The sequence below is a fragment of the Aeromonas sp. s4 genome (genome assembly GCF_040907855.1).
In the GTDB taxonomy this organism is placed as follows: domain Bacteria; phylum Pseudomonadota; class Gammaproteobacteria; order Enterobacterales; family Aeromonadaceae; genus Aeromonas; species Aeromonas caviae.
Genome location: NZ_JBFOCP010000060.1, coordinates 35,792 through 48,040, shown reverse-complemented (window position 1 = coordinate 48,040; position 12,249 = coordinate 35,792). Strand labels below are relative to the sequence as shown.

15 protein-coding genes are annotated in these 12,249 nt (G+C 60.7%); 4 read left to right on the top strand and 11 right to left on the bottom strand.

Annotated features, from left to right (window positions below; all coding sequences use genetic code 11):
• Positions 1-17: 17 nt before the first annotated feature.
• From AB5Y89_RS20645 to AB5Y89_RS20595, 11 genes are all read right to left on the bottom strand, one after another.
• Positions 18-758 (bottom strand): KDGP aldolase family protein, encoded by a 741-nt coding sequence (locus tag AB5Y89_RS20645; protein WP_270821474.1) that lies wholly within the window; start codon positions 756-758, stop codon positions 18-20.
• Complete coding sequence (locus tag AB5Y89_RS20640; protein WP_368224414.1) at positions 758-1,873, bottom strand: DgaE family pyridoxal phosphate-dependent ammonia lyase; 1,116 nt, start codon at positions 1,871-1,873, stop codon at positions 758-760. Before AB5Y89_RS20640 ends, AB5Y89_RS20645 begins: the two co-directional genes overlap by 1 nt.
• Positions 1,857-2,996, bottom strand: coding sequence for an amidohydrolase/deacetylase family metallohydrolase (locus AB5Y89_RS20635; protein ID WP_368224412.1), 1,140 nt, complete (start codon positions 2,994-2,996; stop codon positions 1,857-1,859). The genes AB5Y89_RS20640 and AB5Y89_RS20635 overlap by 17 nt, the downstream gene beginning before the upstream one ends.
• A 190-nt stretch (positions 2,997-3,186) precedes the next feature.
• The gene (locus AB5Y89_RS20630; RefSeq protein ID WP_041214029.1) at positions 3,187-3,837 is read right to left on the bottom strand and encodes a DUF4310 family protein; all 651 of its coding nucleotides are present in this window, start codon (positions 3,835-3,837) and stop codon (positions 3,187-3,189) included.
• Positions 3,838-3,848: 11 nt separating this feature from the next.
• Positions 3,849-4,625 (bottom strand): DUF4311 domain-containing protein, encoded by a 777-nt coding sequence (locus tag AB5Y89_RS20625; protein ID WP_010675862.1) that lies wholly within the window; start codon positions 4,623-4,625, stop codon positions 3,849-3,851.
• A gap of 25 nt (positions 4,626-4,650) precedes the next feature.
• Positions 4,651-4,947 (bottom strand): DUF4312 family protein, encoded by a 297-nt coding sequence (locus AB5Y89_RS20620; protein WP_041211841.1) that lies wholly within the window; start codon positions 4,945-4,947, stop codon positions 4,651-4,653.
• Positions 4,947-5,312: an SFCGS family glycine-rich protein gene (locus tag AB5Y89_RS20615; RefSeq protein ID WP_049637185.1), complete on the bottom strand. Its 366-nt coding sequence runs from the start codon at positions 5,310-5,312 to the stop codon at positions 4,947-4,949. Before AB5Y89_RS20615 ends, AB5Y89_RS20620 begins: the two co-directional genes overlap by 1 nt.
• Positions 5,313-5,675 carry a transcriptional regulator gene (locus AB5Y89_RS20610; RefSeq protein WP_010675859.1) on the bottom strand — a complete coding sequence of 121 codons (363 nt, stop codon included), beginning with the start codon at positions 5,673-5,675 and terminating at the stop codon, positions 5,313-5,315. It lies immediately after the preceding gene.
• Positions 5,676-5,983: 308 nt separating this feature from the next.
• Complete coding sequence (gene degS / locus AB5Y89_RS20605; RefSeq protein WP_010675858.1) at positions 5,984-7,111, bottom strand: outer membrane-stress sensor serine endopeptidase DegS; 1,128 nt, start codon at positions 7,109-7,111, stop codon at positions 5,984-5,986.
• Between the two features lie 89 nt (positions 7,112-7,200).
• Complete coding sequence (locus AB5Y89_RS20600; RefSeq protein ID WP_042015057.1) at positions 7,201-8,559, bottom strand: Do family serine endopeptidase; 1,359 nt, start codon at positions 8,557-8,559, stop codon at positions 7,201-7,203.
• A gap of 81 nt (positions 8,560-8,640) precedes the next feature.
• Positions 8,641-9,021 (bottom strand): YhcB family protein, encoded by a 381-nt coding sequence (locus AB5Y89_RS20595; protein WP_010675856.1) that lies wholly within the window; start codon positions 9,019-9,021, stop codon positions 8,641-8,643.
• A 139-nt stretch (positions 9,022-9,160) separates the two neighbouring features.
• On the opposite strand from AB5Y89_RS20595, the gene zapE reads away from it, so the two are divergent.
• From zapE to petA, 4 genes are all read left to right on the top strand, one after another.
• Complete coding sequence (gene zapE / locus AB5Y89_RS20590) at positions 9,161-10,255, top strand: cell division protein ZapE (RefSeq protein WP_368224410.1); 1,095 nt, start codon at positions 9,161-9,163, stop codon at positions 10,253-10,255.
• 266 nt (positions 10,256-10,521) lie between these two features.
• Positions 10,522-10,950 carry a 50S ribosomal protein L13 gene (gene rplM, locus AB5Y89_RS20585; protein WP_005336289.1) on the top strand — a complete coding sequence of 143 codons (429 nt, stop codon included), beginning with the start codon at positions 10,522-10,524 and terminating at the stop codon, positions 10,948-10,950.
• A gap of 14 nt (positions 10,951-10,964) precedes the next feature.
• A complete protein-coding gene (gene rpsI / locus AB5Y89_RS20580; RefSeq protein WP_005336286.1) occupies positions 10,965-11,357 on the top strand; it encodes a 30S ribosomal protein S9 in 393 nt (130 codons plus the stop codon).
• A 299-nt stretch (positions 11,358-11,656) separates the two neighbouring features.
• Entirely contained in the window at positions 11,657-12,247 is a 591-nt protein-coding gene (petA, locus tag AB5Y89_RS20575) for a ubiquinol-cytochrome c reductase iron-sulfur subunit (protein ID WP_010675854.1), read from the top strand.
• Positions 12,248-12,249 lie beyond the last annotated feature (2 nt).

Below are 12,249 nucleotides of genomic sequence, written 5' to 3'. Positions count from 1 at the left end.
CGGTGCCTGTGGGGTTGCTATGCCAGCAGTGCCTTCACCATGGCGAGGAGGGTACGCACATCCTCCGGCCGGGTCTGGCCGCTCTCGCTGTCGATGATGGAGCTGTAGACATGGGGGATCACCTTCTCGACTCCTGCCTCCAGCGCGATCCGCACTATCTCCTCGAAGTTCTCAAGATCGATGCCGCCGGTGGGCTCCAGCCAGAAGCCGTGGCGGACACAGGCCTCGGCCACTGCCTGATACTCGGCACGGCAGGCGAGTCCCCCCATGGGGAAGAACTTGACCGAGCTGCCCCCCATGTCCTTGAGCAGGGCAATGGCGGTATCGATGGGGACGATGCCGTCAGGCTGCTGGCTACTCAGGGGGCCGGTGGAGATCTTCACCATCCCCGGCGTGCCGGTGGGGGAGACAAGGCCATTGACGAGGGTGTCAGCTTGACCGAGCAGCGCCCGGCTGGCCCCGACCCCGGTGAACACCTGATTGACGTGCTGAGGCTGCAACTGGCGGGCCAGCTCGGCCACCATGGCGGACTGGCGCGGATCACCTGCTCCCAGTCCGATGGAGAGGGCGTTGTCGATAAGCTTGGCGTAGGCCTGCATGTCGGCGACGGCAGAGGGGATGTCCGGGTAGTTCTTGGAGAGCACACCGACCAGGACGTGGCCCTCGGCAGCCTCATAAATGTCGACGGCATTCTCTTTGGAACCTGCCAGCACGTTGAGGCAGACCCGATCGCGGTAGTAATTGGGGGTAAGAGACATCAGTTGTTCTCCTGAGCGAGGTGGGCAATGGCGGAGTGGATCTGGTCGAGCTGGGGCAGGGTGACGCTGCGCACGTCTATCTCGATGTGCCCCTCGTTGGCCTTGTAGCCGCGGCAGTAGATGGCGGGGGTACCCTGTTGCAGACGGGAGACCACTTCCACCGTGGTCATGCCGATCTGCTGGTGGTCGAAGGCGATGTCGGTGCGGGCGATGTCGCGCCCCGCGCTGTCCCACACCACCTTGGCGCTGACGCCGGGCAGCTGGTTGAGGCGCTCGATGAAGGGGGTCATCTTGGCGACCATGGCGGTGCCGCTCTCCTTCTCTTTGGCCAGGTAGCGCTCGATGGCGTGGGTCAGGCCGAGGATCCCCTCCTTGCCCACCTTCATGGCACGGCCGATGCCGTTGGCCTGCTGCTTGACCCACTCAACATACTGACGCCTGCCGAGCACCAGGCCGCTGGTGGGCCCTTCGATGGCCTTGGCGCCGCTGTAGATGACCAGATCTGCACCCTGGTTGTAGTAGAGACGCAGATCCTCTTCGGCCGCTGCATCGACGATGAGCGGGATCCCGTGGGCCTTGGCCACCTCGGCCGCCTCGGTCACCGACAGAATGCTCTTCTGCACGCAGTGGTGGGACTTGATGTAGAGGATGGCGGCGGTATTGGCATGGATGGCGGCGGCCAGCTGGGCGGGTGAGCACTCGTTGGCGTAGCCTGCCTCCACCACCCTGCCGCCCCCCAGGTTGACCATGGTGCCGACGGGGGCACCAAAGTTCACGTTGTGGCCCTTGGGCAGCACGATGTCGCTCGGCACGTCGTGGGCATGAGCATGCAACTGCTCGAGGCGATAGGGGTCGCCGCGCACTATCACGGCGGCCACCGACTGGGCGATGCCGGCGCTGGCGCAGGAGACCACCACCGCATCTTCAACGCCCAGCAGATCGGCCAGGTAGGCGCCGGTCTTGTTGACCAGATCCTTCACCTCGAAGTAGTGGCCGAGGCCGAAGTTGACCGCATCGACCACCTCCTGCTCGGGGGTGGAGACGCCGAGGATGGTCATGCGCCCGGAGGCGTTGATCACCGGTTTGAGCCGGTATTTCTCATACACAGAAGGCATGGTGTGATTTCCCGTAGTGAGTCAGAACCAGTTCGCCGCCCACCAGGGCGGCGAGAGGGAGCAGTTGCCGGTCACCGTTGCGGGTGCCGGCCTCGGTATCGGTAAAGAGAGTGGGGCCGCAGCTCACCTCGAACAGGGTGATGTCTGCATCGGCGCCCACCTCGAGTCGCCCCTTGCCGGGCAGGCGCAGGGCATCGGCGGCCTGGTGAGTGACGCAGGCGAGCACCTGCTCCAGGGTCATGCCGATGGCGAAGAACTTCGACATCACGTGTGCAAGGCTGTAGACGGGCCCCTTGATGCGGTTCTTGCAGTAGATGTCTGAACTGATGGTGTGGGGCAGGATGCCCTGGGCAATGGCCAGCTCCGCCACTTCGAAGCTGAAGCTGGCGCCACCGTGGCCGATGTCGAGCAAGAGTCCCCGCCGCATCGCCTCGCGCACCGCCTGGCGCAGTTCACCCGCCGGGGTCAGGATGCGGTTGGGCTTGCCGTTGAAGCAGTGGGTCAGCAGATCGCCCTCCCCCAGCAGGGCGACGATCTCGTCCAGATCCGGCGGCGTGTTGCCCACGTGCACCATCAGTGGCAGGTTGCCATTGGCCTGCTGGATCTGCTTGGCCATGCGCAGGGGTTGCAGACCGCTTTCACCCACCACGCTGCCGCTCATGCGCGCCTTGATGCCGACGATGAAGCCGGGATGGCGCCGGATGGCCGCCTGGGCGAGGGCGGGATCGATGTCTGCCGGATCCGCCAGCTCGTTCTGACGCAGCAGGCCGATGCGTGAGATGTTGAGCAGGGCGTGCACCCGGGTCTTGCAGGTGGCGGCGAGACGCTGGAAGTCGTCCACATCGTCGGCTCCGGTGCTGCCGGCGTCGATGACGGTGGTGACGCCGGACGCCACCCCCACCTTGTCCGGCTCATCGTGATAGAGGGGGGAGGCGGGGTAGCAGTGGGTGTGGCCGTCGATCCAGCCGGCGCTCACATGGACCTGCCCGCCCAGAGTGAGGGTTTGCTTCGCCTCCGTGCTCTCTGGCAGCGCACCCAGCGCCGCTATCTTGCCATGCTTGATGGCGACGTCGACCAGCTGCCCGTTTCCCAGGCGTCCCGCCCTGATGATCATGTCGTACATGCTGATATCCCTCTTGGAACCTGCTTGCGCTCTTACTGCGAGGCCGCTTCCAAGGCTCATGTGCTGCTCGCGTAGTTGTAACCAGGAGTTCTCACGTCTCCGGCCCCTGCACTGCTCTTCACCTTGCTGACGACCTTTCGCGGCAGAGCGCAAACAGGTTCTTGAATGCCGCCGAAGAGACGGCCTTGGATTAAGCCAGGGCGATGGGGAAGAAGGTCCCGAACAGCATGGCCCCCAGAATGGCGCCACCCGTGATGGGCTTCTCCCAAATGTAAAACAGCAGGGCACCCAGCAGGGAGCCTATCCCGATGGGAATGGAGGCGCCCATGGCGGAGAGGATGATGAGGGGACCGAGGAAGCGGCCGGAGCTGTTGCCAGCCCCCATCATGACGTCCGCCCCGTAGGTGGAGTTGCTCTGGTTGATGGTGAACTTGCGCGCCAGGATGATCACGTAGCCGATGGCCATCCCAATCCCCATGCCGGTGATCAGGGAAGCGGTGAAGTTTTCCACCGGATAGATGATGCCGGCCCCCAGCAGCAGGGCGGGCACTCCGAGGCCGACTCCGGTCTGGATGGCGCCGCCGATGTCGAGGATCCCCACCAGGGAGCCCTCGATGATGCGGGCGAACAGGAAGCTGGCACCGAAGGCGGCGACTGCACCATAGGCCCCCGTGTCCATGCCGGCCTTGAGCATGGCAACGAAGGCCACCTCGTTGAAGGCGCCGACCCCGTAGAGGTAGAACATGTGGGTACCGGCGAAGACGCCGGAAGAGAGCAGACCGACAAAGATGGGGAAGGACCAGTCGGCATACCAGAAGTTGTTTCTCAGTTTCTCATCCATGGTGTGCTTCCTTATTTTCCGCTCATGAGGTTGTGGACGTTTTCCAGCCACAGGGGAACGCCCAGGTGGAAGGATTCAATGAGTTTCATGTCAAAGCCGCGGAAGAAGCCGCTCAGCACGAACAGCAGGACGATGGCACTCATCATCACCTTGGTGACGTGGTTCCAGCCGCTCTCTTCCACCCCCTTGCCGATCAGGATGCCAAGCACCAGGCCTGGTACCGCATTGCCCATGATGAGCTGGGCCAGACCGCCGAAGATGGTGGCCCAGAAGCCGGACTTCTTGCCTGCCTCGATGGCGGCCAGCCAGAAGATCACCGGCATGACGGTGTTGACCAGCAGGTTGGCGGCGGGCACCAGCACCTTGACCGCGGTCACCTGCAGGGCGGCAGGTACGGCGGCGGCCGTGCTGTTGAGGAAGGCGACTACGATGGCACCAATGATGCCGCAGGCGATGGCCATCTTTTTGGGATCATGGAGGGTGGTGGCGAGATCCCGGTTCTTGATCATCAGGGCCGCTGCACCCCAGTTCGGCAGGATGCGGTGATCCACGTCCTGAGTGAAGGCGCCGGCCGCGACCGTGGAGGCCCAGGCGTTGAAGAAGAAGCCCAGACCGAACGAGAAGTGGGAGGCGGGGTCCCCTTCGCAGGAGTTGAGCTCGCCCAGGGTACGGAACGCGCCCATCCCCTGCACGGTCGGGGCGTGGAACATCCGCGCCGCGCCAGCCCCCACCCCGACGCCTACCAGGCCGCCGATGATGAGTGACTTCATCAAAATGATTAGAAACATCCAACTTGTCCTTTTGGTTGTGGGGTCAGGCCCGGGTGAAATCCACCTTGTCGACATCCAGGCTGGTGACCTTGACGGTGATCGCCAGCCGGACCCGGAACTCGTGGCGCTGGCGTGGCAGGAAGAAGAACAGGAACTTCTCCACCCGTACCGACTCCTCGGCCTCGAGCACCTCGACCTCGAGGGGTTCGATGCGCAGCATCACCTTGGGGCTCTCCTTGAGCAGGCTGGGTTGCACCTGGCTGAGGGCTGCAGCGAACGCCTGCTGGCGAGTCGCCCCCTTGCCGTTGACCGTGATCCGGGTGGTGAAGTGTTCTTTCATCAGGTGCGCCCGTGTTTCTTGGCGAAGGCTTCGATCAGCTTCTGGCCCAGCTCTTCCTTGTCCATGAAGCCGAAGCCCAGTACCACGCACCCCTCGTTGATGGCGGTGACACCCTCTTCGATGGATCGCATGCCGTAGCGGCACTTGTAGCCGTACTTGGTCTGGGCCGTGATGGCGCCCGCGCCACCGCTGCCGCAGAAGGAGATGCCAAGGTCGGCCTGCTCCTTGTTCATCACATCACCGAGTTTCATGTCGGCGGCCATGCCGGGGATGACGGTCACGGTGGCGCCGGCGGCTTCTGCGCCTGCCCCCACTTTCTGACCCTTGCCGAGACGATCTCCAATCACGAGTTTGATGGCAGTCATTTAGCTTTCTCCTTTTACTGAGCTGAGTTCGTTTTCTTTGGCCACTTCAAAATGGACAGACAAGAGGTGCGCCTCCTCGTAGGCGAGGCGGTCGAGCCAGGCGACGACCTGCTCTGCCAGGCGTAGGGAGAGGGGGGAGATCTCCTCGAACAGGCTGAGGTCGACCTCCGGCAGGGACTCCCCGCTGTAGGAGCGCCACACCATGGCCTTGACGTGGGAGGCCAGCATCTGCTGCTGCACGTCGTTGGGGCGTATGCCCTGATCCGCCAGCAGGTTGTGAATGCGGGCCAGGGTCAGGTCGGTCTTGCGCAGCAGTGCCGGGCTGTCCGGGGTCAGGGGGGCGTCATGGGTGTCGGTGTTCAAGGTCTGCTCTCCAGGCTGGCAGAAAGGATGGGATCACCATAAAGCGGAGGAGAGTGCGGGAGGAGGCAGGTTTTTTCCGATTCGAAGTGGAAATCCGGAGGGAAAGGCATCAAAAGAAGCCCTTTTGGCGTTCAGGAAGAGGAAAGGAGCGAACTGGCGGCAAGGGAGTGTGATCGATGGCGCGTTTTGACGGCGCCTTCGCCCGATTGCTCATTGGCGCAATGTGTGAGCTGTCTCACGCACAGGTGGGCGCCGGAGGAAAGCGGGCACAAAAAAGGGCCCTGTCGGGCCCCGCGAGGATCCGCCCCTCAGGTGGCGGGTGCCGCACTGCTGGTCGGCAGGGTCTGATTCTGGTAGCGCAGGTCCTCTTCGATGATGACATCGACGTCCAGCGGCTTGCCGTTGCGGATCACCGAGATGGTGAGCTTGGTGCCGGGGCGGCTCTCGACGATCTTGTCCATGACGGGACGCACGCCGGTGATGGCCTCTCCGTTGATCTTGAGCAGCACATCCCCACGTTTGAGACCGGCCTTGGTGGCTGGGCCATTGGGATCCAGGCTCTCCACCACCAACCCCTGCAAGTCCCCCAGGTTCAGCATGCGCGCGACGATGGGATTGATCTCGACGCTGGAGATGCCGAGGTAGCCGCGGATGACCCGACCGTTGGCGATCAGCTCGTCCATGATGCGCTTGGCCAGCTTGTAGGGGATGGCAAAACTGATGCCATAGCTCTCCTGATTGCCGTTGAGGTGGTAGGCGGCGGTATTGATACCCACCAGATCGCCACGGCCATTGACCAGGGCGCCTCCGGAGTTGCCCTCGTTGATGGCGGCATCGGTTTGCAGCAGATCCTGTCTGCCATTGCTGTCCGGCCCCATGCTGGAGAGGCCGATACGCCCGGTGGCGCTGATGATGCCCTGGGTGATGGTCTGGCCGACGTTGTAGGGGTTGCCGATGGCGAGCACCACGTCTCCCACGTCCGGCAGACGATCCGGGTCCTGCGGGATCACCGGCAGGTTGTCCGATTCGATGTAGAGCACCGCCAGATCGGTCAGCTTGTCGGTGCCGACCAGCTCTGCACTGAACACCCGGCCATCTTGCAGGGCGACGATGATCTGGTCCGCATCGGCGATGACGTGATAGTTGGTGAGCACGTGACCGCGCTGGTTCATGATGACGCCGGACCCCAGCCCCTGGGGTCTGAGTTCGGCTTTTTCACCGCGATTGCCGGCGAAGCTGCGGGTGTAGATGTTGACGACGGCAGGGCCGGCGCGATGGGCCGCGTAGGAGAAGCTCAGCTCGCGGGCGTTGGTGATGAGGCCCGGCAGGGGAGCGCCGCCGCGAAAATTGGGGAACACCAGCAACAAAAGCGCAGCCATGGCGAGGCCAAAGCCGACGGACTTGCCCAAGTAGCTGATCAGTGGTGGGATTTTCATGTCTTTCTCGTCCGTACAGGCTGCGGGCAGAGAATAACATTATCGATGGATAAAAATCACCCGCGGCGGTTGCCGCGGGTGTGAGGGGCTTAACGGATCACCAAATAGAGCGAGGAGTCACCGCGCTGGATGTTCAGCGCCAGGACTTCCGGCTTGTTTTTCAACACCTTGGTCAGTTCTCCCATGGAGTTGATGCGCTGGCGGTTGACCCCGATGATGATGTCGCCCTTTTGCAGGCCGGAGGCGGCTGCCGGTGAGCGGGGATCGATGTCGGAGACGGCCACGCCGGTCACGGGGTCTGTGGTGGTGCTCAGCTTGGCCCCTTCCAGTGCCGGATGCAGGGCGCTGGCCAGGATCTCGCTGTCATCCGCTTTCTTCAGGGTGACCTTGACGGTCTGCTCCTTGCCGTCACGGATGAGGCCGAGCGAGACCTGCTTGTCGGCCCCCATGGTGGCGATTTTGGCACGCAGCTCGCCGAAGGAGCGGATGGGCTTGCCATCGATGCTGATGATGATGTCGCCTGCCTTGATGCCTGCCTTGGCGGCGGCGGAGTCAGGCATGACCTGGTTGACGAAGGCGCCGTCCTTCTTGTTGTAGCCGAAGGTCTTGGCGATTTCGCTGGTGAGCTCGGTGCCGGTGATCCCCAGCTGGCCACGGCGTACTTCGCCGTATTTCACGATCTGCTCGGAGAGATCGCGCACCATGTTGGACGGGATGGCAAAGCCGATGCCGATGTTGCCGCCGTTGGGGCCCAGAATGGCGGTGTTGATGCCGATCAGCTCCCCGCGCAGGTTGAGCAGGGCGCCGCCCGAGTTGCCGGAGTTGATGGCCGCATCGGTCTGGATGAAGTTCTCCAGATTTTCGATGTTGAGGCCGCTGCGACCCAGGGCGCTGACAATGCCGGAGGTGACGGTCTGGCCCAGGCCGAACGGGTTGCCGATGGCCAGCGCGTAGTCACCGACTCTCAGCTCGTCGGAGTCGGCGAACTTGATCTGCACCAGATCCTCGGCCTTGATTTGCAGCAGGGCGATATCCGACTGTTTGTCTTCACCTATTTTCTTGGCCGCATACTCACGGCCATCCTTCAGGTTGACCTTGATCTCGTCCGCCTCGTGGACCACGTGGGCGTTGGTGATCACGTAGCCTTTCTTGGCATCGATGATGACGCCGGAACCAAGCGCCTGGAAGGGCTGCTCGCTCACCTGCTCGTCAGGCATGTTGGGGCCGAAGAAGAAGCGGAATTGTTCCGGCAGGCGCTGGCGGGTGATCTTCTTGCCAGAGACGGAGATGTTGACCACGGCAGGGGTCACCTGCTCGAGGACGGGGGCCAGGCTCGGCATCTCCTGGTTGTTCGCCATCAGGGGCAGTGCGGCCTGCGCCGGTGCTGAGGACATGGCGATACCGACACTGAGGGCTAAGACACTGAATACAGAAAGAGATTTACGCATATGAGAAACAGCTCCCAGAAAAAGTTGCAGTGCAATCGTCAAGGTCTGACCACGATAAAGCGTAATTAGTTCAACCGACGATCAGCCCGGCTGCTTGAGCAGACCGGACGCACCGGCGTAATCGCGGGGAGGAAGGCCCGGCTCCTCGCTGTTGGCGGCATCGCCTGTTTCTTCCACTTCGGGTTCGCGGAACAGTGGTTCCTGTACCTTGGCCAGGAACTTGCTCTGTTCCGCCATGTGGCGATAAAGGGTCTGGTACTGTTCGGCCAGTTGCTCCATCAGGGCGGCGCTGTCGGCGAAGTGGGTGGTGATCTGCCCCTGGTAGCTTTCCAGCTCCTTGTGGGCTTTTTTCAGCTCCTGTTCCAGGCGTCCGGCATCCCGGCTACGGACAGAGAAGCGGCCGATCAGCACGCCGATGATCAGGGCGGCGATCGCCAGCAGGATCCCGTTAAACAGAGTCATAGAAGCTCCTTGTTACAGCTAACACGATGAATTTGAAGCGGTCGGATGGACCGCAACGCCTCGTTGGCACTATACCGTGCCCCCCGAGAGCGTGATACCATTTTGTCCCTCATTCAGGGACTTGGAGGCGGTTTACAGGATGACCCCGCAGCAAAAATATCAGCAGGATTTGCAGCGCCCCGGCTTTGTGGCCGATCCGGCCCAGGCCATGGCAGTCGCCCGCCTGGAGCGACTCTATCAGGATCTGTGCGCAAGCCCGACTCCGACCAGATCCCGTGGCCTGCTGGGTTGGCTGCAAAAGCCGAAAACCCGTGACCCCGTCCAGGGGTTATATATGTGGGGCGGTGTGGGCAGAGGCAAGACCTGGCTGATGGATACTTTTTTTGAGAGCCTGCCGGGGGAGCGCAAACTGCGCATCCACTTCCACCGTTTCATGCACCGGGTGCACGATGAGCTCAAAGGGCTGACCGGTCAGTCCGATCCGCTCAAGCTGATCGCCCGCAAGCTGACCGACGAGACCGACGTCATCTGTTTCGACGAGTTTTTCGTCTCGGATATCACGGATGCCATGCTGCTCGGCACTCTGTTCCAGGAACTCTTTGGCCATGGCGTAGTGCTGGTGGCCACATCCAACATCCCCCCTCAGGATCTCTACCGCAACGGGTTGCAGCGTGCTCGCTTCCTGCCTGCTATCGCGCTTATCGAGCGTCACTGCGAGGTGATCAATGTCGATGGCGGTGTCGATTACCGGCTGCGAACCCTGGAACAGGCAGAGATCTATCACTTCCCGCTGGATGAGCAGGCCAGGAGCAACCTGGATCGTTATTTCAGCCAGTTGACCGGGATTGGGCCGGTGACTGCCGCCGCACTGGAAGTCAACCATCGCCAACTGAGTGCACTGGGCGTGGGGGAAGGGGTGCTTTATATGGAGTTTGAACAGCTGTGCTGTACTCCACGCTCCCAGGGCGACTACATCGAACTGGCCCGTGAGTTCCACACCGTCCTGCTGGCCAATGTGCAACCCATGGGCAGCGGCACGGATGACGCGGCCCGCCGCTTCATCGCCATGGTGGACGAGTTTTATGAGCGGCACGTCAAGCTCATCATATCGGCGGCGGTCCCCATGACCGGGCTCTATGGCGAAGGCCTGCTGAATTTCGAATTCAAGCGTTGCCTTTCAAGGCTTCAGGAGATGCAATCGCACGAATACCTTGCCAGAGTGCACCTTCCTTAGTCACAATACCGCGCCTGCCAGTCGGATGGGCATCTGCGGCAGGTAGGGCCGGGCGACATTTGCTAGCTTCATGGCAGTGAAATTAGCAGGTGATATTTAAGGCAACTTCACTTATAATCGCCCGGCCCACGTTACAGCTGTCGATAAGACAGCAACACTTTAAGCTTTACTTGTATTCGAAGGGGTACAGGTAGGCCATCGTTTGTTGTTTGTGGGAGAGCCCCCATAAGCAATTGGGTCTGTAACAGGTAATTGGGTTTAACTTAATGAAAACTTTCGTTGCCAAGCCAGAAACCGTAAAACGTGACTGGTACATTGTGGACGCAGAAGGTAAAACTCTGGGTCGTATCGCAACCGAGATCGCTGCTCGTCTGCGTGGTAAGCACAAAGCCGAGTACACTCCGCACGTTGACACCGGTGACTACATCATCGTTGTAAACGCTGAGAAGGTACACGTAACCGGTAAGAAATTTACCGACAAAATGTACCACGCTCACTCCGGTTTCCCGGGTGGTATCAAGTCCATCAGCTTCGACAAGCTGATTCAGCGTAAGCCGGAAATGGTAATCGAAGCTGCCGTCAAGGGCATGCTGCCGAAGGGCCCGCTGGGCCGTGCCATGTTCCGTAAGCTGAAAGTTTACGCAGGCGCAGAGCACGCTCATGCTGCTCAGCAACCTCAAGTACTGGATATCTAACGGGAACTGGCAACATGGCAGAAAATCAATACTACGGTACCGGCCGTCGCAAAAGCTCCACTGCTCGCGTATTCATCAAAGCGGGTAGCGGTAAAATCGTAATCAACCAGCGCTCCCTGGAGCAATACTTCGGCCGTCCGACTGCCCGCATGGTAGTTCGTCAGCCGCTGGAACTGGTCGAGATGACCGAGAAACTGGATCTGTACATTACCGTTAACGGTGGTGGCATCTCCGGTCAAGCTGGTGCGATCCGCCACGGTATCACTCGTGCTCTGATGCAGTACGACGAGACCCTGCGTTCCGAACTGCGTAAAGCTGGCTTTGTTACTCGTGATGCCCGTAAGGTTGAGCGTAAGAAAGTCGGTCTGCACAAAGCGCGTAAGCGTCCGCAGTACTCCAAGCGTTAATTCGCTTTTGGTACGCACTCTCAGGAGTGTCAAAAAAGCCTGGCAATTTGCCAGGCTTTTTTTATTGGTAATGTTACATGTGACAATGCTAAGCATACGTCACAAAAGACAAAAAATTGTGTATTTATTGTTTTTGCCCATCGACTCCCTTTCTTGTCAAATTGTTATCTTTTCTTTAAAATTTCCATGGTCTTTCTGTGTCAATTGCCACTCCGCTTCCATCGCAGTTGTCAGAGGGAGAGGAGAAGTAAACAGGGACACTATAAGAATGAGCGGAGTCCACATGGGAGAGTTTTTGGATGAGCAATGCGCCAGTTGATACCGGTCGCCGCAGATTTCTTACCTGGTCAACGGTTGCCGTTGGCGGTGTAGGAGCTGCTTTTACCGCAGTGCCGTTTATTAAGTCATGGAATCCGAGTGCCAAAGCCAAGGCGGCAGGCGCCCCGGTTGAAGTGGATATCAGCAAGCTGGAGCCGGGTCAGCTAATCCGCGTCGAGTGGCGTGGTAAACCGGTCTGGGTGGTGAAGCGCACCAAGCAGACGCTGGATGCTCTGGCTGCACACGATGACAAGCTGCGGGATCCTGCGTCAGACGAGCCACAGCAACCGGACTATGCCCACAATGGCTACAGATCCATCAAACCGGAAATCTTCGTGGCCGTTGGCATCTGCACTCATCTGGGATGCTCCCCTTCCTATCTGCCCGACAGCTTCGGCGAGCAGGTTCAAGGGGTAACTTCCGGCTTCTTCTGCCCCTGCCATGGCTCCAAATTCGACATGGCTGGTCGAGTGTTCCAGGGCGTCCCCGCACCGCTGAACCTGGTCATTCCGCCATACCAATTTCTTAGCGACACCACCATTCTGGTCGGTGCCGATGGCAAGGAGGCCTGACC

Bases quoted from the DNA above. Each gene is read 5' to 3' on its own strand.
- AB5Y89_RS20645 (WP_270821474.1), bottom strand. From the start codon at position 758: ATGTCTCTTACCCCCAATTACTACCGCGATCGGGTCTGCCTCAACGTG.
- AB5Y89_RS20640 (WP_368224414.1), bottom strand. From the start codon at position 1,873: ATGCCTTCTGTGTATGAGAAATACCGGCTCAAACCGGTGATCAACGCC.
- AB5Y89_RS20635 (WP_368224412.1), bottom strand. From the start codon at position 2,996: ATGTACGACATGATCATCAGGGCGGGACGCCTGGGAAACGGGCAGCTG.
- AB5Y89_RS20630 (WP_041214029.1), bottom strand. From the start codon at position 3,837: ATGGATGAGAAACTGAGAAACAACTTCTGGTATGCCGACTGGTCCTTC.
- AB5Y89_RS20625 (WP_010675862.1), bottom strand. From the start codon at position 4,625: ATGTTTCTAATCATTTTGATGAAGTCACTCATCATCGGCGGCCTGGTA.
- AB5Y89_RS20620 (WP_041211841.1), bottom strand. From the start codon at position 4,947: ATGAAAGAACACTTCACCACCCGGATCACGGTCAACGGCAAGGGGGCG.
- AB5Y89_RS20615 (WP_049637185.1), bottom strand. From the start codon at position 5,312: ATGACTGCCATCAAACTCGTGATTGGAGATCGTCTCGGCAAGGGTCAG.
- degS (WP_010675858.1), bottom strand. From the start codon at position 7,111: ATGAAAATCCCACCACTGATCAGCTACTTGGGCAAGTCCGTCGGCTTT.
- AB5Y89_RS20600 (WP_042015057.1), bottom strand. From the start codon at position 8,559: ATGCGTAAATCTCTTTCTGTATTCAGTGTCTTAGCCCTCAGTGTCGGT.
- AB5Y89_RS20595 (WP_010675856.1), bottom strand. From the start codon at position 9,021: ATGACTCTGTTTAACGGGATCCTGCTGGCGATCGCCGCCCTGATCATC.
- zapE (WP_368224410.1), top strand. From the start codon at position 9,161: ATGACCCCGCAGCAAAAATATCAGCAGGATTTGCAGCGCCCCGGCTTT.
- rplM (WP_005336289.1), top strand. From the start codon at position 10,522: ATGAAAACTTTCGTTGCCAAGCCAGAAACCGTAAAACGTGACTGGTAC.
- rpsI (WP_005336286.1), top strand. From the start codon at position 10,965: ATGGCAGAAAATCAATACTACGGTACCGGCCGTCGCAAAAGCTCCACT.
- petA (WP_010675854.1), top strand. From the start codon at position 11,657: ATGAGCAATGCGCCAGTTGATACCGGTCGCCGCAGATTTCTTACCTGG.